Here is a 22,620-nt window from a genome sequence, read left to right on the forward strand (position 1 = left end):
TCAGGCCGGAGCGTTCTCTGGCTCTGCCACCTTGCAGCTGATCACGTGAGTACAGACTGACGGTACCACCAGCAACGTCAGTACTGTAGACGCCAGCAGGCCGGAAATAATGGCCCAGGCCATTGGCGGCCACAGGGTGGAGCTGGAGAACGCCAACGGCAACAACCCGGCGACCGTGGTCGCGGTGGTCAGAAGGATGGGCCTGGTGCGCTGCTCCACCGCCTTGCGAACGGCGTCGCGGATGTTATCGCCTTTCTCCAGCTGACGGTCCATCACATCCAGCAACACGATCGCATTGTTCACCACAATCCCCACCAGGGCGATGACGCCCAGAAGCGACTGAAAGCCGAACGGTGAGCCGGAGAACACCAACCCCGGGAAGATACCCACGGTGGCCAGCGGCACTGTCAGCAGGATGATTCCGACACGCCGGAAGGAATTGAACTGAATCAACAGAAAGAACAACAACAGCAACACACCAATGGGCGCTGTGGTCAGCAAGGCGTTGTTGGCATCGCCGGAGCCCTCGGCGTCACCGCCCATGTCCAGCCGGGTACCCGGGGGCAAGGGGTTTTCTGCAAGCCTTGCTTCCAGCCCCTCCAGGGCCTGACTGAAGCTGTAACCTGCCATCAGGTTGGACCAGACCGTGTTCATCCGGGTGCCATTGCGCTGGAACAGGGCCGCCGATTGCCAGGACGTTTCCACCGAGGCAATAGCGGAAAGAGGCACGGCGTCGCCCCGATCGTTGTAGATATTCACCGACAACAACCGTGGCAATGACAGGCTGGTGCCTTCCCGGGAGCGCAACACCAGGGGAATCGGGTCTTCCTCCTGGCGATACTGTTCAGCCACCACCCCAAAACTTTGACCATAGAGACTCTGGGCAACATCGGAGCGGTTCAGGCCATAGCGGGCCGCGCTGGCATCATCCACATTGATGGCGATGCTCGGTACGCCGATATCCAGGTTGTGGCGTACATCCACCGTACCCTCAACGCCGCGTAGCGCCGAGAACACCTGTTCCACGGCACGGGCGCGGGTGTCGTCGTTGGCGTGATAGACCCGCACTTCCACCGGCGCTGCCCGTGGCGGCCCCTGCCCCAAGATTCCTGCCGTTAGCTGCAACTCCGGCATTTCGCGCCCGGCGTAGTCGCGTATCCACTGCACCAGTCCGGTGGTGTCTTCCAGGGTGGGTGTCGATACCACGATCCGCCCGCGGTTTGGCGCCTGGGGCTCGCGCTGCAGGTTGTAATAGAAACTGGGGCCGGTAAAGCCAACAAACCGGTGCACTTCCAGAGCCTCCGGTCGGCCGCGGATGGCGCGCTCAAGATCGGCCGCCACACTGGACGTGCGCTCCTGGTCCGTACCTTCGGGCATGTACAGCTCAACCACCACCTGGGGACGATCCGCGTTAGGGAAAAACTGCTGCTTCATGAATGGCGTCAACGACAGGCTGAACACCACCAGGGCTGTACCTGCGAGGATCAAGGTTCTCGGGCGCCTGGCCACCAGATCGCCGAGAAAACGGGACAGCCCAACCAGCTTATCTTCCCGCGCGTCTGTCTTGCGAGGTCTCAGGAAACGGGCCGCCAGTAACGGCACGGCAGACACCGCCAGCAGGTAACTGACAGAGAGGGTGAGCATGATCATGACTGGCACACCACGGGTGAAATCCGCCGTCCCACCCTTGGACAACAACAACGGCATGAACGCCGCAATGGTCGTACCCGTGGAGGCTCCCAGCGGCCCCGCCAGTTCCTTTACGGAATGCTTAAGGGCATCCAGCCTTCGCATGCCGTCATCCAGGTATCCCTGAATGCTCTCGACAATCACAATGGCATTGTCGATCAGGATACCGAGGGAAATCACCATGCCGATGACCGCAATCTGGTGGAGTACGCCTCCCCCCAGGTCATAAAGGCCGATACTGATTAGCGCCACCATCGGCAGGATCGACGCCACCAAAAGCCCCATGCGGATGCCCATACCGGTGAACACCACGGCGACAATAATGATGACGGACATCACCAGGCTCCAGGCGAGGTTGTCCAGCCGCTCTTCCACCTTATCGGGTTGAAAGAACATCTCGCGGATTTCATAGGGAGCGAACTCCTCACGGATCGTCGATAACCGCTCCCGCACACGCTCACCAAACCGAATGGCGTCAGTACTACCCTCCTCCATGATCATGGAAACCAGTACCACCCGTTCGCCGTCGTACCAGGCTTCCGGCTGCCGCGGTTCCGCCGGGCCACGCCAGACTTCGGCGGCAGCAGCCAGCGGCACCTGAGAGCCGTCCGGCAGTTCAATAGGCGTCGCGCGAATGGCATCTACACTGGTGAATTCGCTGTTAGGCAACACTGACAGGCGGCGGCCGTCGGCGATCACAAAACCGCCCGGTGTGGTTTGGTTGCGGCGCGCCAACGTGTCCAGAACCCGTGCGGGAGAAATCCCCAGCCGGTACATGGCGGCATCGTCAAGCGCCAGGGTGATCTGCTCGTCTGCGTCACCGTCCAGCTCAATACGCGACACACCGGAAATATCCGCCAGATTCTGTTTCAGGCGCTCTGCCACATCGCTCAGTTCGGTAACCGAACCAGAGCCGCTGACAGCCAGAATAATGGCAGGGATATCAATCAGGCGATCGTCGAGCACCATCTGGCCGACGTCATCGGGAAAATCCAGGCGCGCCCGGTCCATGGCCTGGCGGACGCGATCCCAGGCGGAGTCGGTATCGTAGATGGTGTCGTTCAGGCGCACGTTGAAAATCGCCACGCCGGTACGGGCAGTGGCCTGGGTGAAATCCACTTCCTCCACCTGGCGCAACTCATCCGACAATGGTTGCAGCACCAGCCGCTCAACGGCGTCGGCGCTGGCGCCGGGGTAATTGACGGTAATCAGACCGGCGCGATAGGGAAATGAAGGGTCTTCCTGGCGCGGCATGGTGCTGTAGGCCGCAACCCCCAGGAGGCACAGCATGGTTACCACCATGCCCAGCAAACGTTGGAAGTTCAGCAGGCGCAGTGACATCAGCGCACCTCCACGGCATCACCGTCGGAAATACGGGTCATGCCGGCAAAGACCACCTGATCACCAGCGCTAAGATCGGTGGCATCCACCACCACACGCTCACCGATAATCCGCTGCACTGTCACCGGCACCCGGCGGGCAACGCCATCGGAAATGCGGAACACGCTGGCGCCACCATTGGATTTCATCACCGACAACAGAGGCACCGTCGTAGCTACGGTTTCACGGGGTGTAATACCCACCTCAACCGGCTCTCCCGGCTCCAGAGTATCTGCCGGCAGGCTGACCAGCACCGGATGGAGCTCACCGCGGACACCACCGGGCTGGGCAATTTCCACAATGGAGCCGGTAACCGACGCACGATTACGATCCTGCACTGACCAAACCGGCAGCAGTTGCGACAGCGACACATGGTTGAGCATGTACGCCGGTACCCGCACTTCCACCTCTCGCCCCTCCGGGGACGACAGGCGCATTACCGGCTGGCCGGATGCCACAAACTCGTCGCGCTCCACCAGAAGCGCCTCGACGCGGCCATCGAATGGCGCCCTCAATTCGCTTTCCCGCAACAGGCGCGTGGCCTCGGCAAGCGATGCCTCGGCCGTTGCCATACTGGCTTTCAGGCTATCCCGCCGGGAGGCCAGTTGCTCCAGCCCCTGCTCAGACACCACGCCGCGCTCGTGCAACTGGCGGGAACGTTCCCATTCCCGCTTGGCCTGGTCGTATTGGGTTCTAAGCTCGTCCAGCCGGGCGGCGGCAGAATCTCGCGCCGGTTCCAGTGCAGGGTTGTACACCCGCGCCAGCAGATCACCGGTCTTGACGGTCTGCCCCAGTTCAACCGCGCGCTCTCGAAGGGTACCACTCACCTGGAAGGTCAGCGTTGCCCGCTGGGCCGCCCGAACGATACCGGAAAAGCGCAGCGACACACCTTCCGTCTGACCGCCTGTCACCTCGGCAGCACGCACCGTCACCGGGGTAGCGCCCTGTTCCGGGGCAGGTTCACTGGATTTACAGCCGACAACAAGCAGGCTTGCAGCGGCCAGAAGGGAAACAATGGCGGAGCGCCGGGCGATGTTCATTGAGAAGTCCTCTCTTCCATGGTCATGGTGTTTTTTCATCATCCATCCGGTGGACAAAAATTCATTATCAGACATAATGTCATTCTTTGACAATTTGTCAATAATCGGTTTTCATCGCTAACCATGTATTATGAGATTGCAGTCTCCATTACCCGGAATCCCCTATGAGTGAGCCGTTAAAAACCCGTAGAGAGAAAGAGAAGCAGGCCAGGTACGACAGCATTCTGGATGCAGCGGAACTGGTGTTTTCGGAGAAGGGCTACGAGCGCACATCCATGGACGACATCGCCCGCACGGCCGCGCTCAGCCGTGCATTGTTGTATGTGTACTTCAAGGATAAGGCGGCGATCCAGCGCGGCATCATGCTTCGTGCCGGCCACAGCCTGTGCCGCCGCTTCGAGGAGGCTCGCCATACGGCCGATACCGGGCTGGCTCAGATATCTGCCATGGGAGTGGCCTATTACAACTTCTACCGCGAACAGCCGGATTACTTCTCCGCACTGACAACAGCCTCCACGGCGATGTCAGAAGCAGATGATGAGCTGGCAGGTGAGATGTTTGGCTGCAAGGCGGAAACCATGGAGCTGATGGTTGGTGCCATACACTTGGGACTGGAAGACGGCACCATGAACCGCGAGCGCATCCACAATCCGGTCGAAACCGCGCTCTACCTCCGTGGCGCCCTCCACGGCGTAATCATGCTATGCCAGAGCGAAATGGCTGAGAGCGGCCTGGAGGACAACGTCTCTGCGGAATCACTGATCCGTCACACCATGGAGATGCTGACGTCCTCGATTTCGTCCTGAGAAAAAGGACAAGAACCGGATTAAAGCTGAAAATCGTAGATAGACCCGAGCCCAAGAATACCGGTCAGCTCATCCAATGCCTTACGGACTTCGTCAAGCAGCATCGGGTCGCCCAGATCCTCCTGCGACAGCTCCTCCCGGTAATGCGCCTCGACCCAGGTCGTCAGGCGCTCATACAAGGCATCAGTCAGCAATACGCCGTGGTGCATGGCCTTGAGCTCGTCATCGTTCAGCACCACCCGCAAACGCAAACACGCCGGGCCGCCGCCGTTGCGCATGGACTGTTTGACGTCGAAAACCTCCACCGACGTAATCGGCCCCGAGTCACTCACCAGTTCGTCCAGGTAGCGGCTGACCGACTCGATTTCACGACACTCACCCGGCACCGCCAGCATCATGCCATCGGGCGTATTCAGCAACTGGCTGTTGAACAGGTAGGAGGCCACAGCGTCCTCCAGCGGAACCTGTTCACTGGTGACACGCACGGCTTCCAGTTTTGCACCCGTCAGGCGTGAGCGGATATCAGCCAGCACGGTTTCTTCATCCAGAAACGCCAGCTCGTGGTAGAACAAAGCATTGCCATTGCCCACCGCGATAACGTCGTTGTGGAACACCCCGGCATCAATTGCAGCCGGGTTCTGCTGGGCGAACACCACATGGCTATCCTTCAGGCCATGCAGGCGGGCGATGGCCTGGGAGGCCTCCAGAGTCTGGCGCGCGGGATACAGTTTCGGGGCCGGAGCCTGCTCGTTGAAGGCGATCTGGCCATAGACAAACAGCTCCACACCCGGCTCGCCATACCCACCGCACAAACGGGTGTGGTTGGCCGCGCCTTCGTCACCAAACTGGCCAACCGACGGCAGCGCCGGGTGGTGGGCAAACCAGGCTTCGTCCGCGAAGATGGATTTCAGGGCCCGGCCGGTGACCACGTGCTCAATAGAGCGATGGAATTTGGCACTCAGGTTTGCCGGCGTAAAATGCACGCGGTGATCGGAGGTATCCGCGCTCGGCGAGACCGTGGCGGCGTTAGCCGTCCACATGGTCGACGCCGACGATGCCGCCGCCAGGATAGACGGGCTCTGTTTGGCGGCAGCGCTGAGAACGTCGCGGTCCGAACCGGTAAAACCCAATGCCCGCAGGGTCGGAATATGCGGGCGTTCGTGGGGTGGCAAAACGCCCTGGACAAAACCGCGATCCGCCAGGCGCTTCATTTTCGCCAGCCCCTGCAGAGCGGCTTCCTTCGGATTGGACACCGAGCGAATGTTGGACTTGGACGCCACATTGCCCCACGACAGCCCGGCGTAGTTATGGGTAGGCCCTACCAGGCCATCGAAATTGGCTTCTACTGCGTGCTTGGCCATGACTCGTCTTCCGTCAGTCGAAATTTAACCCGGGTGCCAGGCTGTCCGGCACTTCGCTCTTCTTCGCCTCCAGCGAGGCCATGGGCCAGGCGCAGTAATCGGCGGCGTAATAGGCACTGGGACGATGGTTACCGCTGGCACCAACACCACCGAACGGGGCGGCACTGCTGGCGCCCGTCAACGGCCGGTTCCAGTTCACGATGCCGGCGCGCACTTCATCCGTCAGTCGCTCGTAGAGCTTGTGGTCATCGGTCAGGATGCCGGCAGAGAGTCCATAGCGGGTGTTGTTCGCCAGCTCCAGGGCCTCGTCAAAACTCTTGTAGCGGTAAACCGTCAACAAGGGGCCGAAGAATTCCTCATCTACCAGGTCCAGGCCGGTTGCATCCACAATGCCCGGTGACAACAGGCCCGTGCCTTCTCGCAGACGTTGCATCTCCAGTAGCAGTTGCCCACCCTGCGTCACCAGGCTGTTTTGGGCCGCCAACAGCTTGTCGGCCGCCTGCGCCGAAATCACCGACCCCATGAAGGGTTGCGGTTCGGCGTCAAAATCACCCACAGTGATTCGGCTGACCACCTCTGCAAAGCGCTCCAGGAACTGGTCACCTTTTGTGCCCTTGGGCACCAGCAAGCGCCGGGCACAGGTGCAGCGCTGGCCGGCTGACAGGAAGGCTGACTGCAGCGCATGGTGCACGGCGCCATCCACATCCTGGACGTTCTGCACAATCAGCGGATTGTTGCCGCCCATCTCCAGCGCCAGAATTTTCTCAGGTTGGCCACCAAACTGCTTGTGCAGCAGGTGCCCTACCGTGGAACTGCCGGTGAAGAACAGCCCATCAACACCCGGATGTGACGACAGCGATTTACCGGTCGGCATCGCCCCCTGCACAAGATTGATCACTCCAGGAGGAAGGCCGGCCTTTTCCCACAGCTTCACAGTCAGCTCGGCGACACCGGGGGTCAGTTCACTGGGTTTGAACACCACGGTGTTGCCCGCCAGCAACGCCGGTACAATATGTCCGTTGGGCAGATGCCCGGGAAAATTATAGGGGCCGAACACGGCCACCACGCCATGGGGACGATGCCGTAATACAGCATGGCCGCCAGCAACATCGGATTCGGAGTGGCCGGTGCGATCGTGGTAGGCGGCAACGGAAATTCCGATCTTGCCAATCATCGCGGCCACTTCGGTACGGGATTCCCACAGGGGCTTTCCGGTTTCCGAACCGATCTGGTGCGCCAGCTCTTCCTTGTGTTCCTCCAGCAACGTGCCAAATTTTTCCACCAGGGCCTGGCGTTCACTGAACGGGCGCTTGCGCCAGCCGACAAACGCTGAGCGAGCTTCGCGCACGGCGGCGTCCACGTCTTCGATGCTGGCGCTGACGCCATCCCAGACCGTCTCTCCGGTGACCGGCTGGAGGGATTCGAAAAAGTCGCCATGGCCTTCCAGCCAGAGTCCATCAATAAAGAGTTGACCTGTCAGGTTTGCCATTGTCATTACCTCCTTCCGGTATCTTTCAAAGGCGCCAGCCGCACGAGGTCTCCGGATTCTACTTCCAGCGCCTCGGCCACATCGGCCGGAATACTGACAGTATCGAGTCCTATGCACTCGGCCGGTATGGTGGTTACCCGAAAGTCCCGGAACGAGCGGTTGGATATCATTACCTGTTGCTCCGCCGGGACATCCGTCACCAGCGGCTTCTTACGGATCATTACGTGGCGGTTTATACCTTCGCGCACGGTACGAATACTGTGAATAAAAGCCTCAACCGCCGGGCCACCGTCGAAGATGTCCACCATGCCATTAAAGTTAAAGCCTTCAGCCTGCAGCATTTTCAGCGCCGGCTCGGTGTTTTCATGCACGCGACCAATAACGGCCCTCGCAGCGTCCGGCAACATCGGCAGGTAGATGGGGTATTTGGGCATCAGTTCGGCAATGAACGATTTATTGCCGAGACCCGACAACATGTCTGCCTCACTAAACTCCATGTCAAAAAACTTGCTGCCAAGGGCATCCCACAGCGGGCTCTGGCCGTTGCTGTCGGACACTCCCCGCATCTCAGCGAAGACTTTCTCGGAAAAATGCGAACGGAAGTCGTCCAGGAACATGAACCGGCAACGAGACAACAACAGGCCGGTGCCACCGCCGCGATGGGAGCTCGAAAGCAGCAGTGAGCAGACCTCAGTGGTACCGGTCATGTCATTGGACAGGTGCAACGTCGGGGTGCGCACATGCACGTCCAGCTCGCGGGACGCATTCACCGTCACACTCAGTCGGTAATTGTAGAACACTTCGTCCAGGCCCACTCGCGCCTGTATGCCACTGATGCCCACACACCGTTTGAGCTCAGTATCCTCAAGAGCAAACAGGTACAAGCCAGCCTCTGGCGCGCAGCGCTGGTTGAAGGTTTCCCGCGCATGCTGGATCTTCCTCGCCAGCAGTGCCCTGTCCGCGGGTAATGTCGTCAGGCCCTTTCCGGCACCCTGAGCCATGGCGTACAGGGCATCGAGGTCGTTCTCCTGCAAGGGTCGGATTACCAGCATTCCGGCCTCCTGTCTGTGATTGCCCTGTTCATAATGGTGTCACCCGTACCGTGTCACCGGAGCTCAGGCCCAGGTATTCCCAGGTTTTCGGCGACACTTTCACTTCGTCCTTCAGGCTCTCAGCGAGTGGGGTTAGGGTGCTGCGAAAATCCCCGCCCTCACCGCCACAAATCAGGCAGGTTTCGCCATCGTCAGTAGAGGAAGCATGCAGAGTTTTTGGATGGCTGGTCACAACAGACCGGAGCGCATCGGTGCGAGCTTCCAGTACCGGCCCGGCATCAAAAATATCGAGATAGCATCCCGCCCGGAACCCTTCGCGCTGAAGCAACTCATACGTCGCCTGGGTTTGTGAATGAGGTTGCCCGAGCGCATCCTGAGCGGCTTGGCTCAGCAGCGTGACGTAGATCGGGTTGGGTGGCATCAGTTCGGCAATAAAGGTTTTGCTCAACAGCCCGGAGTATTGATCGGCGGTTTCAAAATCCATATTGAAGAAATGCCGCCCCAGACTGTCCCAGAACGGCACCTCGCCGTCTTGTGTCTGCACACCCTGAATTTCCACAACCACCTTATCCGTGAACAACGAACGATGACTGGCGATAAACAGCATCCTGGCGCGGGATAGCAGCTCGAAGGCGTCAGTACCACGCAGATCCGACCTGATCGCGAAGGAGCACAACAGTGTGTGGTCGGTCAGCGCATGGGACGGGTACAGAACCTCCACCCGGCGCGAAACGCCCAGCTCATGGGAGGCGTGGATCAGGGCGTCCTGCCGGTAATTGTAGAAGGGCTGGCCATTACCCGCCCGCGCATCGATACCCGATACACCCTGCACCTTCCCCGTACGGGTGTCTTCCAGTACGAACAGGAACCGCTTGGGTTCGTCGGGCTTGTTCGTGCCGGTAAAGGAACGAATGGATTGATCAATCTTGCTGGACAGCGCGTCCTGTTTTTTGGGCAGGGTGGATGACATCCGGGGGCCCTGGCCCCCGGCGATGTCGAGTATGTCGTTCAGGTCACCCGGCTGAGCCGGACGTACCAGCCACATAGGCGGCTCCTGTATTCATGCTTGTGGTTACTATCGCGGATTAACGTCTGCTACTTACCACAAACCGTTTTCACACCTGCCTCAAACCGGGCCAGCGCTTCATCAATGTCAGGCTCTGGGATGATCAGTGACGGCGCCAAACGCACGACATTCGGGCCGGCAATCAACACCATCACACCTTCGTTCAGGCCAGCATTGAGAAACTCCTTCGCCTTGCCTTTCCACTCTTCCGTCAGTACGCAACCGAGTAACAAGCCCGAGCCACGAACCTCACTGAAGATGCCATAGCGCTCACCAATATCCATCATCCCCTTCCGCAGGCGCTCCGAACGCGCCCCAACGCCCTTGAGGATGTCCGGCTGGCTCACCGTATCAATCACCCGCTGGGCAACCGCACAAGCCAGGGCGTTCCCGCCATAAGTGCTGCCATGGGTACCGATACCCAGGCTTTTCGCCACTTTCTCCGTGGTCAGCATGGCCGCCACCGGGAAGCCACCGCCCAGCCCCTTGGCCGTGGACAGGATATCCGGTGTAACGCCATACATCTGGTAAGCATAGAGATGCCCGGTACGGCCAACGCCCGACTGGACTTCGTCAAACACCAACAAGGCATCGTTTTCGTCACATAGCTGGCGCAGTCCCTTGAGGAATTCCGGATCGCCGGGCATGACACCGCCTTCGCCCTGGATCGGCTCTACCACCACAGCACAGGTTTTATCCTTGGAGATTAGTTTCCGGACCGATTCCAGATCGTTGAAATCGGCGTGATGAATGCCTCCCGGCGCTGGCTCAAAACCTTCGAGGTACTTGGGCTGGCCTCCGACGCTGACCGTAAACAGAGTACGGCCGTGGAATGAGCTCTTGAAGGAGATAATTTCATTCTTTTCTGCGCCGAAATGTTCCCAGGCATAGCGCCGAGCAAGCTTGAACGCGGCTTCATTGGCCTCGCCACCGGAATTGGCAAAGAACACACGCTCAGCAAAGGTCAGATCACACAGTGTCTTGGCCAACCGCAGGGCAGGCTCGTTGGTCATGACATTGGACAGGTGCCAGATTTTTTCGGCCTGCTCCATCAACGCACCCACAAGGCCGGGATGATTATGGCCGAGGCAGGTCACCGCAATGCCACCCGCCAGGTCGATGTACTCCTTACCCCCCTGATCCCATACGTGGGAGCCTTCACCCTTGACGGGAATCACAGATCCGGGTGCATAGTTGGGGACCATTACCTCATCGAACAACTCACGGCTGACAGGTTCTCTGTTCATCGGTGTCTCTCAAACAAATCGTGAAAAGGTACATTTAATCATACGCCACTCAGGGCATGAGCACATCCGGCGCGCCCACCGCGTCCAGCTCAATCACTTTCAGCGAGCGCCCATCCTGCCCCATCAGGGCTTTGACCACCAGCTTGTAGGAATCCAGGTCGAAATTGACGGCCTGGCCGCGCAAAGAAAGCCCGTCAATCTCATCCATCTCCTGTAGCGTGGCCACGTGCATCCAGTTGTAAACCACCAGGATATCGGTCCTGCCGGTCCTGGCATTGTGCTCCACAACCCCGACCGGGCCTTTCCAGGGCCAGGTTTTCAGCCGTAATCCATGGAACGCAATCTGCGTTCTCAGGTTGTAGCGGACGACATCCTCGCCGCCGTCACAGGCGCCCTTACAGCGGCCCAGACTACGCTGAAAACAGGGGCCGTCGCCATCAGGTTCCAGGCCCAGCAATTTGTTGCACAGGTCATTTTTCGCGGCGATGCCACTGAGCGCTTTTTCGGCGTCTTTCTTGCTGCGAAACAAACCAAAATAGTCGCCCAGACGGTGCGGTTCAATCTCCCACACCAGACGCGCCTGCAAATAACCCGACGAATTCTCCGTCAGCTCAATGCTCACCAGATTCTTTGCTGCCCGGGAACGCCGGTTAAACAGTGGCTTCAACTGCTTTATTTGCTTTAATTCAAGCAGTAACGCGCCCAGCTCGCCAGCGGTTTCTGTCCAGTCCACCCGCCGCAGGCTCTCAGACATGCGTATACCGCGGCTGGAATTGTGGTCACCAGAGAAGTGAGAGGCCACACGCTGGGCAATGTTAGTACTTTTACCTACGTACAGAAGAACGTCGTTTTCGCCGTAGAACCGATACACCCCTGGCCCACGCGGGAGATTCTGAAGCACATCCGTGGGGAGGTTGGACGGAATGCTGGGCTTCTGTAGCAAATTGCGTATGGCGGCTTCCATCGCACCACTTCCTTTTTCCACCAAGGCATGCTCGAAGAACGCCATCATCGCGGCGACATCCCCCAAAGCCCGGTGGCGCTGCACCTGCTCCAGACCATGACGCTCGATCAGTGCATCCATGTTATGGCGCCGGAAACCGGGATAGAGCTTGCGGGACAATTTAACGGTGCAGAGCACTTTCGCTGAGAACAGCAACCCCAGCCGCCGGAATTCGGCCTTGATAAATCCGTAATCAAAACGCGCATTATGGGCCACGAAAATGGTGTCTTTGAGTTGCTTTTCTAACACCTCGGCAATGTCTTCAAATACTGGTGCATCCGCCACCATGTCGTTGGTAATACCGGTCAGGCTCTCTATAAAGGGGGAAATCCGGGTTTCCGGATTGACCAGGGTCTGCCACTCGCCAACCACCGCCCCTGCGCGCCAGAAACGGATACCAATTTCCGTAATCCGATCGTGGGAGGGGTTACCACCCGTGGTTTCAATATCAAGAAACGCAAACGTGGCCGAGCCGAGAATCTGAGTATTTTTCGTCATAGCATCAGGTACGCACAGCTGGAAATAACCGATGTTCCGCTTTACTGGAAGAAGGAAATAAACACAACCCTCAAAAAGTTCCCCTAAACCGCCGATTTCGTTGCATAGACATTCGTCTAACTAATGCAAGAATTTATTTGAAATGTCATGAATTCGTAACTACTTTGAAGTGGGTCCAACAAAAATAATGTGTGGAGACAACAAAGATGCAAAGCAACAAATTAAGAATGGCAATTCGTTCAACGGCTGCGGTAGCAATTCTGGGGGTAGCTGCGCAGGCACAAGCGGTCAGCTTTGAGACAGGTGGCTACCAGACCGACATCTATGGCTATGCTCGCCTGAATGCGTCCTACGACATCGACAGCAACCAAGCGCTGAGCACACGCTCAGGTTCATACAGCGGGCTTGTGAACAATGACGATGCGGCAGATGGCCACTTCGGCGCTGACGCATTCCAGAGCCGGATCGGCGTGAAAACCGTATCACCCGAGGGCGTTAAAATTAACGTTGAAGGCGATTTCCGCGGCGGCGGCGGCGGTTCACTGCGCCTGCGCCATGCCTACGGCGAATACAATGGCGTACTGATGGGTCAAACTTGGTCGAACTTCACCAGTTTTGTCGGCAATACCTCAACTCTGGACTTCGACTCTCTCCCGGGCGTTGCAGGCTATCAGTCACGTACTACACAAGCGCGTTACACTACTGGCCCACTTTCCCTGTCTCTGGAAGATCCGCAAAGCTCTTTCGTAACAGCGCCGGCTAATGCTGCGCAGAAAGATTCCTTGCCGGCACTCACAGCTCGCCTGCAGGACTCCGCTGGCGGCCTGTCATACTCAGCTGCCCTTCTGGCTCACCAGGTTGGCTATGACACCGGATCCGAAGATGAAAGCGCCATGGGCTTTGCGACCTTTGTCGCTGCCAAGATCGCTCTGAGCGACATGATCACTGTTCAAGGCTCTCTGAGCTACACTGATGGCGCCAACAGCTATCTGTATCGTTCAGGCGAAAACTTCGGTGCCGCAAGTGCCTATGTTGACCCTGCCTCCGGTGATGTAGAAACCATTTCCGGTTACGGCGGTACTGTAGGTGCCGGCTTTAATCTGGGTGGCGGACGTAGCATCAACGTTGGCTATGGTATTGTCGAAGTAGATTGGGACGATGCCGAAGACGATGGCGTTGCAGTTGCTGGCCAGAGCGAATCCAACTCAGCTGTGATGGCCAACTACCAGTGGACTCCGGTTAAAAACGTGATGATGGGCGTTGAATACGCGTTCCTGAAGCGTGAAAACGTTAGCGGCGACGACGGCGACGCAAGCCGCATTCTGTTCGCAGCGCAGTACAACTTCTAATCGAATTAGAAGTCAGCAACACGAAAACCCCGGCCGCGTGCCGGGGTTTTTTTATGCCTTTTTACCACCTGGACTAAGCTTTCAGTATCAACGGGCAAGCCTCCGCGATTTCGTTGGGTATTCCTTGTACCAATGCACGAAGAGAACCCATGAACTTTAAACGTCTGGAAACTTTTATCTGGGTAGCCACCCTCGGGAGCTTTCGCAAGGCTGCAGAGCGGCAAAACACCACGCAACCCGCGATATCCAACCGAATAGCAGCGCTTGAAGAAGAGCTGGGCGTTCAGCTCTTTGAGCGGGATTCCGGCCGCACCATGCTGACGACCAGAGGGCAGGAGCTGCTACCCTATGCCGAAAAAATCGTCTCCATGTCGCAGCAGCTGCGCAAACGAGCCGACAGGGTCGCGTTGCTGTCCGGCATCTTGAGACTCGGCGTTTCCGAAACCATTGTCCATTCCTGGCTGCCGTACTTCTTCCGCGAGCTGAACGAGAACACACCGAATCTCGACGTGGAGATCACCGTCGACGTCACAGGGAATCTCCGCACCGGCCTGATGGACCGGACCTTTGACCTCGCGTTCCTGATGGGCCCTGTTTCCGAACCCAAAATTGAAAACCTGGACCTGTGCAGCTTTCCCCTGATCTGGGTTGCAAGCCCCTCGCTGAAGCTGCCAGACCGGACACTGGAACTGGAGGAACTGGCGCAATGGCCCATTATTACCTACGCCAGAAACACCAAGCCGTTCGCCGAAATCAGCCAAAAATTCAGCGAACTGGACGAGCTCCCCGCACGCTTCTATTCGTCGAGCTCACTGGCAGCTTGTCGCCGCCTGACCCTCGATGGCATTGGCGTGTCGGCACTACCGCTGAGCGTGATATCTGACGGCCTGAAAAGCGGACGCCTGATCACTCTGGACGCTGCCTGGACACCATCACAGTTGGCATTCACAGCCTCGTACCCCAGCGTACCGTTTAACCCGATCGCCGAGCTGGCCGCCAACTTGGCGGTAAACGTTTCGAAACAGTACGTGGAGCCAGACATCACGAAAAGTTATCACCAAACGTAAAAAACCATAATTAGACTTTTTCGCCAATAGGAATAACCTGATCCATAACCACATAACAAATTCAATCAGGGGTAGCCGAGATGCAGACCGGCGATTATTCAGACTTCAAAACAGACCTGCTTGACCAGGTAGCTGAACTGCGCGCACACATCCGTTCCGGGACACATACCGGAACCACCAGCGGCAAGGCACAAAGCCTGGTTCAGGGCAATGTCGTCATCCTTCCGGCCGACTGGGCAAACGATTTTCTTCTGTTTTGCCAGAACAACCCAGTTGCCTGCCCCTTGATTGGCGTCTCCCAGACCGGTGATCCCATGCTGCCGGGCCTTGGGCGTGATCTGGACATCCGAACCGACATTCCCGAGTACCAGATCTTTCGCAACGGGGAACGGGCTGAGACCGCCACTGATATTCGTGATGTGTGGCGCAACGATTTCGTGACGTTTGTACTCGGCTGCTCCTTCTCATTCGAAGATGCTCTGGTCCGTGCCGGCCTGTCCATCAGGAATGTCGAGCAGGGACAGAACGTATCCATGTATCGCTCGAACATCGCCACCCAATCGGCCGGCCGGTTCCACGGCGACATGGTGGTATCCATGCGGCCGTTCAAAGCTGCCGATGCCATAAGGGCGATTCAGATCACCACCCGGCTACCCAAAGCGCACGGAGCACCGGTGCACATCGGAGACCCGGCCCTGATCGGAATCAACGATATTCACATTCCGGATTTTGGCGACGCCGTCACCATCGGCCGTGACGAGATACCTGTCTTCTGGGCCTGTGGCGTGACGCCGCAGGTTGCCCTGGAAAACGCACGCCCCCAGATCGCGATCACTCACGTACCGGGAAAAATGCTGCTCACCGAGCGGCTCAACGAAGAACTGGCGGTGCTGTAGCAACTGCCAATTGATGACCAAAGCAACAACAACAAGAGAACGGGAGAATCGATATGTTCAAACAACTTGCGACAGCCACCCTGATGGCAGGCGTTTTCTTCGCCACCGCAGTCAACGCGGCCCAATGGCACATGCCAACGCCCTACGGCGATGCGAACCTGCCCACCAAAATCGCCTATGAGTTTGCTGAAGACATCAAGGCAGGCACCGACGGCGACATCGCAATCACCGTCCACTCCGGCGCCTCACTGGTCAAACACCCGGAAATCCCGAGGGCCGTCCGAACAGGGCAGGTTCAACTGGGGGAGATCTTCATCGGCATCATGGGCAACACCCATCCGGTGTTCAAACACGACAACATTCCGTTTCTGGCAACCAGCTTTGAGAACGCAAAACGGCTCTGGGAAGCCGCGAAACCCGAGGTGGAAAAACAACTCGACAAAGAGGGCATGAAACTGCTTTACACGGTGCCATGGCCAGCCCAGAGCCTCTATACAAAGGCCCCGGTTAACACCATGAGCGATCTGGAAGGCCTGAAGATGCGCGCTTACAGCCCGTCCACTTCACGACTGGCTGATCTCATGAACACCACCCCAACCACCGTTCAGGTACCTGAGATCCCCCAGGCATTCAGCACTGGCATCATTGACGCCATGATTACCTCCCCGTCCACCGGCGCCAACGGCCAGGCCTGGGATTATCTCTCTCACTACACTGACATCAAAGCCTGGATTCCCAAGAATGTTGTCGTCGTCAACAAGCGCGCCTTTCGCCGCCTGAGCGATGAACAACAGCAGGTCATTCTTGATGCTGCCGCAGCCGCCGAAAAGAAAGGCTGGGAAGGCGTTCGTGTAACCGCCGCCGAAGACACGGCGACGCTGGCAGAGAACGGTATTGAAGTATCCGAGCCATCCGAACAGCTGATGCAGGAATTCCAAAAGATCGGCGACATCATGATCAAGGAGTGGGAAGAGGAAGCTCCGAAGGAGGTCGGCGCCATTCTGCAGAACTACCGTTAACGGTCCATTCACAAGACGCTTTCCCCTGGTATTCCAGCGGGAAAGCCGCCTTGGGAGGCATCTTCCATGAGTACCCTTCGAGACAAGTTTTACCTGGCATCTGGTTACGCAGCGGGGTTCTGTATTGCACTGATCATGGTTGTGATTCTGGTGCAGATTGTCGGCCGGCTGTTCGGCTTCATCATTCCTTCCGCTGAAAACGTGTCCGGGTATGCTCTCGCTGCTTCTACGTTTTTCGGGCTTGCCTACACCTTCCATGAAGGTGGCCATATCAGGGTAACCCTGGTTATCCAGAAGTGGCCTGCCCGGGCGCGGTTCGTTCAGGAACTGGCGGTACTCATCCTTGGCCTCGGCCTTTCCTGCTTCATGACATTCTACTGCTGGCACATGGTGTGGGAATCCTACGTTTTCGAGGAGGTCTCACACGGCTACATTCCCATTCCGCTCTGGCTCCCTCAGATCCCGGTAGGGCTGGGCACGTTAGCGCTTACTATCGCGATACTGGATGACCTGATCGAGGTGCTGAGAAAGCGTGTGCCTTCCTACCAACAACACGAAAGTGACGTCAATCTGGAGGAAATCTGATGGATACCACTCTGCTTTCCATCGCCCTCGCCGCCTCCATGATATTGATGCTCGCACTTGGCGTTTGGGTATCACTGACACTGGTTGGCATTGGCGTCCTCGGGCTATTGCTGTCCGGCAACGACCAAATCGGCCTTCTGTTCGCAACCTCCAGTTGGGGTGCGAGCACCGGCTGGTCGCTGACCGCACTGCCTATGTTCATCTGGATGGGCGAGGTTCTGTTCCGTACTCGCCTGTCAGAGGACCTCTTCAAGGGGCTGTCACCCTGGATGGGTGGTTTACCGGGCAAACTGCTGCACGTAAACATTCTCAGCTGCGGTATATTCGCCGCGGTGTCCGGATCGTCAGCCGCCACAGCGGCCACCATTGGACGCATGACCCTCCCCGAGCTCAAGGCCCAGGGTTACAGCGACCGCATGGCTGTCGGCACCCTTGCCGGTTCCGGCACGCTGGGGCTGTTGATACCCCCATCTATTATTCTGATCGTTTACGGCGTAGCGGCGGAAGTGTCCATCGGCCGCCTGTTTATTGCCGGCGCCCTGCCGGGCCTGATGCTGGTAGTCATGTTTATGGGTTACACCATGGTATGGGCGGCATTGAACAAGAATGAGATGCCCAAACATAAGAAAGAGCACATCTCGTTCTCAGCCAAGATCAAGGCGCTGCGAATGCTGCTCCCGATTGTCGGTCTGATTGTATTTGTGCTTGGTTCGATTTATGCCGGCTTTACCACACCCACCGAAGCAGCCGCCCTTGGCGTTTTTGGCGCCCTTTTGCTGGCGGCCGTCACCGGCTCCCTGAACGCCGACAGTTTCAAGGCAAGCCTGCTGGGCGCGGTCAAGAGCTCCTGCATGATTGGCCTGATTCTGGTGGGCGCGCACTTTCTCACTTTGTCCATGGGCTTTCTCGGTATTCCAAGAGAGTTGGCGGAATGGATCGGCAGCATGTCGCTCTCTTCTTTCGAACTGCTTGTTTGCCTGACCGCCCTGTTCGTAATCCTGGGCTGCTTCCTCGATGGCATTTCCGTGGTCGTTCTTACCGTCGCCGTAGTGATGCCCATGGTCCAGCAGGCCGGCATCGACATGCTCTGGTTTGGCATCTTTATTGTTCTGGTGGTTGAGATGGCACAGATCACACCACCAGTAGGCTTCAACCTGTTCGTGATCCAGGCATTGACCGGGAAAGACATCCTCTACGTTGCCAGGGCAGCCCTACCCTTTTTCCTGCTGATCATGGCGGCGCTGTTTCTGATCGGCTGGTTCCCGGAAATTGTCACCTACCTCCCTCAGACCATGAGCCGAGGCTAGCGCACACTTACCTGTTTCTGGAGACAACCAATGAAACTCAACTGCGATATGGGCGAGAGCTTCGGTAGCTGGACCAAAGGCATGGACGCAGAAGTCATGCCCTACATTGATATGGCCAATATTGCCTGCGGCTTTCATGCCTCAGACCCGCTGACCATGGACCGCACCGTCAGAGTCGCGATCGCCGAGAAGGTCGCCATCGGCGCGCACCCGGGTTATCCGGACCTGCTGGGTTTCGGCCGGCGTGATATAGAGTTTGCGCCAGAGGAACTCCAGGCCCTGTTGGTGTATCAGATCGCTGCGCTGGACGGCATTTGCCGCACCCACGGTACGGCCATCGAATACGTTAAACCCCACGGCGCGCTCTACAACAAAATGGCGGTTGACCGTACAACCCTGGCAACGGTGATGGCTGCCGTACGCAACTACGCGCCCCACTGCCCCCTGGTGGTCATGGCAACACCCGATGCTGACGAGGTTCTGGCGCTGGCCGCCGACCTCGGCATCGACGTATGGTTCGAGGCGTTTTCAGACCGCGCCTACAGCGACGAAGGCCGGCTGGTTAAGCGCTCGGTGAAAAACGCAGTTCACGACACGCCGGAAGCCATAGAGAAGCAGGTGACACAGATCGTCACCGAAGGCAGCGTCACGTCGATTTCCGGCAAACGTATCCCGATCAAAGCCGACACCCTCTGCATTCATGGCGACAGCCAGCACGCTGTAGAGGCGGCGAGGCACATGCGGCAGGTAGTTGAGTCACTATGATCATAGAAGCCGTCAACGAAAGTACGTGCATCGTCTACTTTGGTGACCGTATCAGCGATGACATCGCCGGCCAGGTCAAGCGGGCCACGGAGGCCATTCGCCGGAACCTGTCGGATCTGGTGATTGACCTGGTGCCTTCATATACCTCCGTGCTGGTTTGCTATGACGCCGACAGGACCGACCGCTTCGGTTTCACCTCGCGGATTCGCAAGACACTGAGCCAGAGTGAACAAGAGGCGCCGGATGAAAACGCCTCCAGCACCATTGAGTTGCCGGTCTACTACGGCCCGGAAGTAGGCCTGGACCTGGATGAGGTCTGTGACTATTCCGGCCTGAGCCGGGACGAAGTGGTGCGCATCCATAGTGAGCAAACCTACCGCGTTTACGCCATTGGATTCAGCCCTGGGTTCGCCTACCTCGGCATTACCGACCAACGAATAGCCCTGCCCCGCAAAGCCACGCCCCGGCAGAAAGTGCCCACCGGAAGCGTTGGTATTGCAGGCTCGCAGACCGCCATCTATCCCAGCTCCACGCCGGGCGGGTGGCAGATAGTCGGTCGCACGCCTCAAAAAATGATCGATTGGGACAGTGATTCCCTGGCGTTGGTAGCGGTAGGGGACAAAGTTCGGTTTCGGTCGATCGACCGCCAGGAATATCTGGACCTGGGAGGCAGCCTCGATGAGTTTTGAAGTTCTGGATGGTGGCATGCTGGCCTTATTGCAGGATCCCGGCCGGTACGGCTATCAGCACATTGGCGTGACCACCGGCGGCCCCATGGACGAGCATGCCTTTCGTTGGGCCAATCGCCTGCTCGCCAATCCACCGGAGGCAGCGCAGATCGAGATCAATATTGGGAAACTGGGCCTGCTGGCCCATGAGGATACCTGCATCGCGCTCACAGGTGCAGACCTCGGAGCACGGATCAATGGAAAGGCAGCAGTGCCCTGGCGGACCTATCACATCCAACGGGGAGACCGTATCGAATTCGGCATGCCGGTGGCCGGACTAAGGGCCTACCTGGCCGTCGCCGGCGGCCTTAAGCCTGTCATCAAGCTCGGTAGCTGCGCCACCGTCGTGCGCGAAGGCCTTGGGGGGCTGGATGGACGCGGACAAAAGCTGGCCAAAGGCGACTGCATCGGTTTTGACCGCTGTCACAAGAAGACCATGACAAGTCTGCCAATTGGTGAAGTCCCGGACTATAACGAGGACCTTCAAGTCGGTGTAATTCCCAGCTACCAGTACGCGCACTTTTCTCCTGGTGAGCGTATGAAGTTCTTCTCGGGCTCGTACGAGGTCAGCCAGAGAATCGATCGAATGGGCTACCGGTTAACGGGCGAACCTATTGCCTCTGAGCTGGACGGCATCATCTCCGAAGGCATTGCCTATGGCGCTATTCAGGTGCCCAGTGACGGCCAGCCGATCGTTCTGATGAAAGACCGGCAAACCATCGGCGGTTATCCGAAAATAGGCTGCCTTAGTGCTTTGGATGCCGGCCAACTGGCGCAACGTGGGCCAGGGGCAAAGATCCGCTTTTACCTTGCGGATGTCGCAGAGGCCGAAGCTCAACGCGCGATTTTCAACCACAAGCTGGAAACCTTCAAAACATCACTCGCCGGCCCGTAGCCGGGTACGTACGCCCCGCGACGTCATCACCGCCAGCACCTCCATCAAGGACAGCACGCCCCGGTCGTGCTTCTTTGGTGCCTTACCCTTGCCCATGCGACCGAGTTGCCGGGTGTACCAGCTCACTTCCATCAGCGCCATATCGTCGATCACGCGAATGCCGGTACGAATGGGCTTCACGGAACTGGTAAACGTCTGCCCTGCCAAAATGCGCTTCGGGAAATCCGGCTCCACCGCCAGTGGCCGCGCCAGGCCCACCAGGTCCGTGGCCCCGGATGCCACAGCTTCCGCCATGCCTGATTCGGTGCGAAAACCACCCGTTACCATCAACGGCACATTCACCCGTTTGCGCACCTTCTCCGCAAATTCCAGGAAATACGCCTCCCGGGCGACGGTGCTGGCCTTCGCGCCATTCGCACCTTTGGCGCCTTTCGCCATCGCGGGATTTTCATAATTGCCACCGGAAATCTCCACCAGATCAATGCCGAGGTCCGCCAGAGTCTCGATAACGCCCAACGACTCTTCCTCGGTAAAACCGCCCCGTTGAAAATCCGCCGAATTCAGCTTGATGCCCACACTGAATTGCTCGCCGGTCGCAGCGCGGATGGCTTTGTACATTTCCACCACAAACCGCATCCGGTTCTCGGGACTACCGCCCCATTCGTCCTCCCGAACGTTGTGGTGGGGCGACAGAAACTGACTCACCAGATATCCATGCGCGCCGTGAATCTGCACCCCGGAAAAGCCCGCCTTTTCTGCAATCGCTGCACTGCGGGCGAACCGCTGGATAATGTCTTCAATCTCCGACACTTTCAGCGCCCGAGGCGTCGCAAACATGGCCTGTAACTCCTTGCGGAACGGAACCGCACTGGGCGACACCGGCGTCTTGTTCAGCATTTTCGGGCTCTGCTTACCGGGATGATTGAGCTGCATCCACAACTGGCACCCATTGCGAGACCCAGCCCTCGCCCACTCCCGCAACAGGTCCAGATCCCGCTCATCCTCCAGCACCACATTCCCTGGTTCACCGATATGGCGCCGGTCAATCATCACATTCCCGGTGATCGACAATCCGATCCCGCCATCCGCCCAGGTGCCATAAAGCCGTGGCAGATCCCGCGTCACACGGTTATCCATGGTTCCAAGGGTTTCGCTCATGGCCGATTTGGCAAATCGATTGGGTATCACCTCCCCGTTTTGCAGGGCCAGCGGCTGGGAAAGCAGTTCGGCAGGATTCATTGATCGGTCTCCGTAGGATGCCTGGAGGTTTCCAAGGACGAGACCCGATCATGGCGAGTAAACAGAGTGGCTGCATTGGCCGGAATGCCGCACCAATTGCGGTGACATACAAGTCAGTAAGAAAACAGGAGATATCTAC

The 22,620-nt window shown here is 58.1% G+C and carries 19 protein-coding genes; 10 read left to right on the forward strand and 9 right to left on the reverse strand.

The features are described from left to right. Together MDG893_RS08880 and MDG893_RS08885 are read right to left on the reverse strand one after the other, a co-directional pair. Entirely contained in the window at positions 1-3,030 is a 3,030-nt protein-coding gene (locus MDG893_RS08880) for an efflux RND transporter permease subunit (protein ID WP_007153427.1), read from the reverse strand. Continuing rightward, a complete protein-coding gene (locus tag MDG893_RS08885; protein ID WP_007153428.1) occupies positions 3,030-4,184 on the reverse strand; it encodes an efflux RND transporter periplasmic adaptor subunit in 1,155 nt (384 codons plus the stop codon). The genes MDG893_RS08880 and MDG893_RS08885 overlap by 1 nt, the downstream gene beginning before the upstream one ends. A gap of 89 nt (positions 4,185-4,273) precedes the next feature. Here MDG893_RS08885 and MDG893_RS08890 point away from each other — a divergent pair, with 89 nt between their 5' ends. Next, entirely contained in the window at positions 4,274-4,915 is a 642-nt protein-coding gene (locus MDG893_RS08890; protein ID WP_007153429.1) for a TetR/AcrR family transcriptional regulator, read from the forward strand. 20 nt (positions 4,916-4,935) lie between these two features. Here MDG893_RS08890 and astB read toward each other — a convergent pair whose 3' ends face one another. The 6 genes from astB to MDG893_RS08920 are packed head-to-tail and all read right to left on the reverse strand — an operon-like array spanning position 4,936 to position 12,631. Further along, positions 4,936-6,276, reverse strand: coding sequence for an N-succinylarginine dihydrolase (gene astB, locus MDG893_RS08895; RefSeq protein ID WP_007153430.1), 1,341 nt, complete (start codon positions 6,274-6,276; stop codon positions 4,936-4,938). Between the two features lie 13 nt (positions 6,277-6,289). After that, entirely contained in the window at positions 6,290-7,765 is a 1,476-nt protein-coding gene (astD, locus tag MDG893_RS08900; RefSeq protein WP_040474458.1) for a succinylglutamate-semialdehyde dehydrogenase, read from the reverse strand. A 5-nt stretch (positions 7,766-7,770) separates the two neighbouring features. Next, positions 7,771-8,817 carry an arginine N-succinyltransferase gene (gene astA / locus MDG893_RS08905; RefSeq protein ID WP_007153432.1) on the reverse strand — a complete coding sequence of 349 codons (1,047 nt, stop codon included), beginning with the start codon at positions 8,815-8,817 and terminating at the stop codon, positions 7,771-7,773. A gap of 28 nt (positions 8,818-8,845) precedes the next feature. Then, positions 8,846-9,862 (reverse strand): arginine N-succinyltransferase, encoded by a 1,017-nt coding sequence (locus tag MDG893_RS08910; protein WP_007153433.1) that lies wholly within the window; start codon positions 9,860-9,862, stop codon positions 8,846-8,848. 50 nt (positions 9,863-9,912) lie between these two features. Next, on the reverse strand, positions 9,913-11,130 hold the full coding sequence (locus MDG893_RS08915; RefSeq protein WP_007153434.1) for an aspartate aminotransferase family protein: 1,218 nt from the start codon (positions 11,128-11,130) through the stop codon (positions 9,913-9,915). Between the two features lie 49 nt (positions 11,131-11,179). Further along, positions 11,180-12,631: an exonuclease domain-containing protein gene (locus MDG893_RS08920; RefSeq protein WP_007153435.1), complete on the reverse strand. Its 1,452-nt coding sequence runs from the start codon at positions 12,629-12,631 to the stop codon at positions 11,180-11,182. A 206-nt stretch (positions 12,632-12,837) separates the two neighbouring features. On the opposite strand from MDG893_RS08920, the gene MDG893_RS08925 reads away from it, so the two are divergent. The 9 genes from MDG893_RS08925 (at position 12,838) to MDG893_RS08965 (ending at position 21,242) form a co-directional block, all read left to right on the forward strand. Further along, on the forward strand, positions 12,838-13,980 hold the full coding sequence (locus MDG893_RS08925; RefSeq protein WP_040474446.1) for a DcaP family trimeric outer membrane transporter: 1,143 nt from the start codon (positions 12,838-12,840) through the stop codon (positions 13,978-13,980). 149 nt (positions 13,981-14,129) lie between these two features. Then, the gene (locus MDG893_RS08930; RefSeq protein ID WP_007153437.1) at positions 14,130-15,047 is read left to right on the forward strand and encodes a LysR family transcriptional regulator; all 918 of its coding nucleotides are present in this window, start codon (positions 14,130-14,132) and stop codon (positions 15,045-15,047) included. Positions 15,048-15,127: 80 nt separating this feature from the next. After that, positions 15,128-15,943, forward strand: a complete 816-nt coding sequence (locus MDG893_RS08935) for a putative hydro-lyase (protein WP_007153438.1) — start codon at positions 15,128-15,130, stop codon at positions 15,941-15,943. Between the two features lie 53 nt (positions 15,944-15,996). Continuing rightward, the gene (locus MDG893_RS08940; protein ID WP_007153439.1) at positions 15,997-16,962 is read left to right on the forward strand and encodes a TRAP transporter substrate-binding protein; all 966 of its coding nucleotides are present in this window, start codon (positions 15,997-15,999) and stop codon (positions 16,960-16,962) included. A 66-nt stretch (positions 16,963-17,028) separates the two neighbouring features. Next, positions 17,029-17,547, forward strand: a complete 519-nt coding sequence (locus MDG893_RS08945) for a TRAP transporter small permease (protein ID WP_007153440.1) — start codon at positions 17,029-17,031, stop codon at positions 17,545-17,547. Beyond that, the gene (locus tag MDG893_RS08950) at positions 17,547-18,854 is read left to right on the forward strand and encodes a TRAP transporter large permease (protein ID WP_007153441.1); all 1,308 of its coding nucleotides are present in this window, start codon (positions 17,547-17,549) and stop codon (positions 18,852-18,854) included. The genes MDG893_RS08945 and MDG893_RS08950 overlap by 1 nt, the downstream gene beginning before the upstream one ends. A 30-nt stretch (positions 18,855-18,884) precedes the next feature. After that, positions 18,885-19,619, forward strand: coding sequence for a 5-oxoprolinase subunit PxpA (locus MDG893_RS08955; RefSeq protein ID WP_007153442.1), 735 nt, complete (start codon positions 18,885-18,887; stop codon positions 19,617-19,619). Further along, positions 19,616-20,308 carry a 5-oxoprolinase subunit PxpB gene (gene pxpB, locus MDG893_RS08960; protein WP_007153443.1) on the forward strand — a complete coding sequence of 231 codons (693 nt, stop codon included), beginning with the start codon at positions 19,616-19,618 and terminating at the stop codon, positions 20,306-20,308. Before MDG893_RS08955 ends, pxpB begins: the two co-directional genes overlap by 4 nt. After that, on the forward strand, positions 20,298-21,242 hold the full coding sequence (locus MDG893_RS08965) for a 5-oxoprolinase subunit C family protein (protein WP_007153444.1): 945 nt from the start codon (positions 20,298-20,300) through the stop codon (positions 21,240-21,242). Before pxpB ends, MDG893_RS08965 begins: the two co-directional genes overlap by 11 nt. Here the strand turns inward: MDG893_RS08965 and MDG893_RS08970 are convergent. Continuing rightward, positions 21,225-22,481, reverse strand: a complete 1,257-nt coding sequence (locus MDG893_RS08970; RefSeq protein ID WP_007153445.1) for an NADH:flavin oxidoreductase/NADH oxidase family protein — start codon at positions 22,479-22,481, stop codon at positions 21,225-21,227. The genes MDG893_RS08965 and MDG893_RS08970 overlap by 18 nt on opposite strands. Positions 22,482-22,620: the final 139 nt, after the last annotated feature.

The organism is Marinobacter algicola DG893, assembly GCF_000170835.1.
Taxonomy (GTDB): domain Bacteria; phylum Pseudomonadota; class Gammaproteobacteria; order Pseudomonadales; family Oleiphilaceae; genus Marinobacter; species Marinobacter algicola.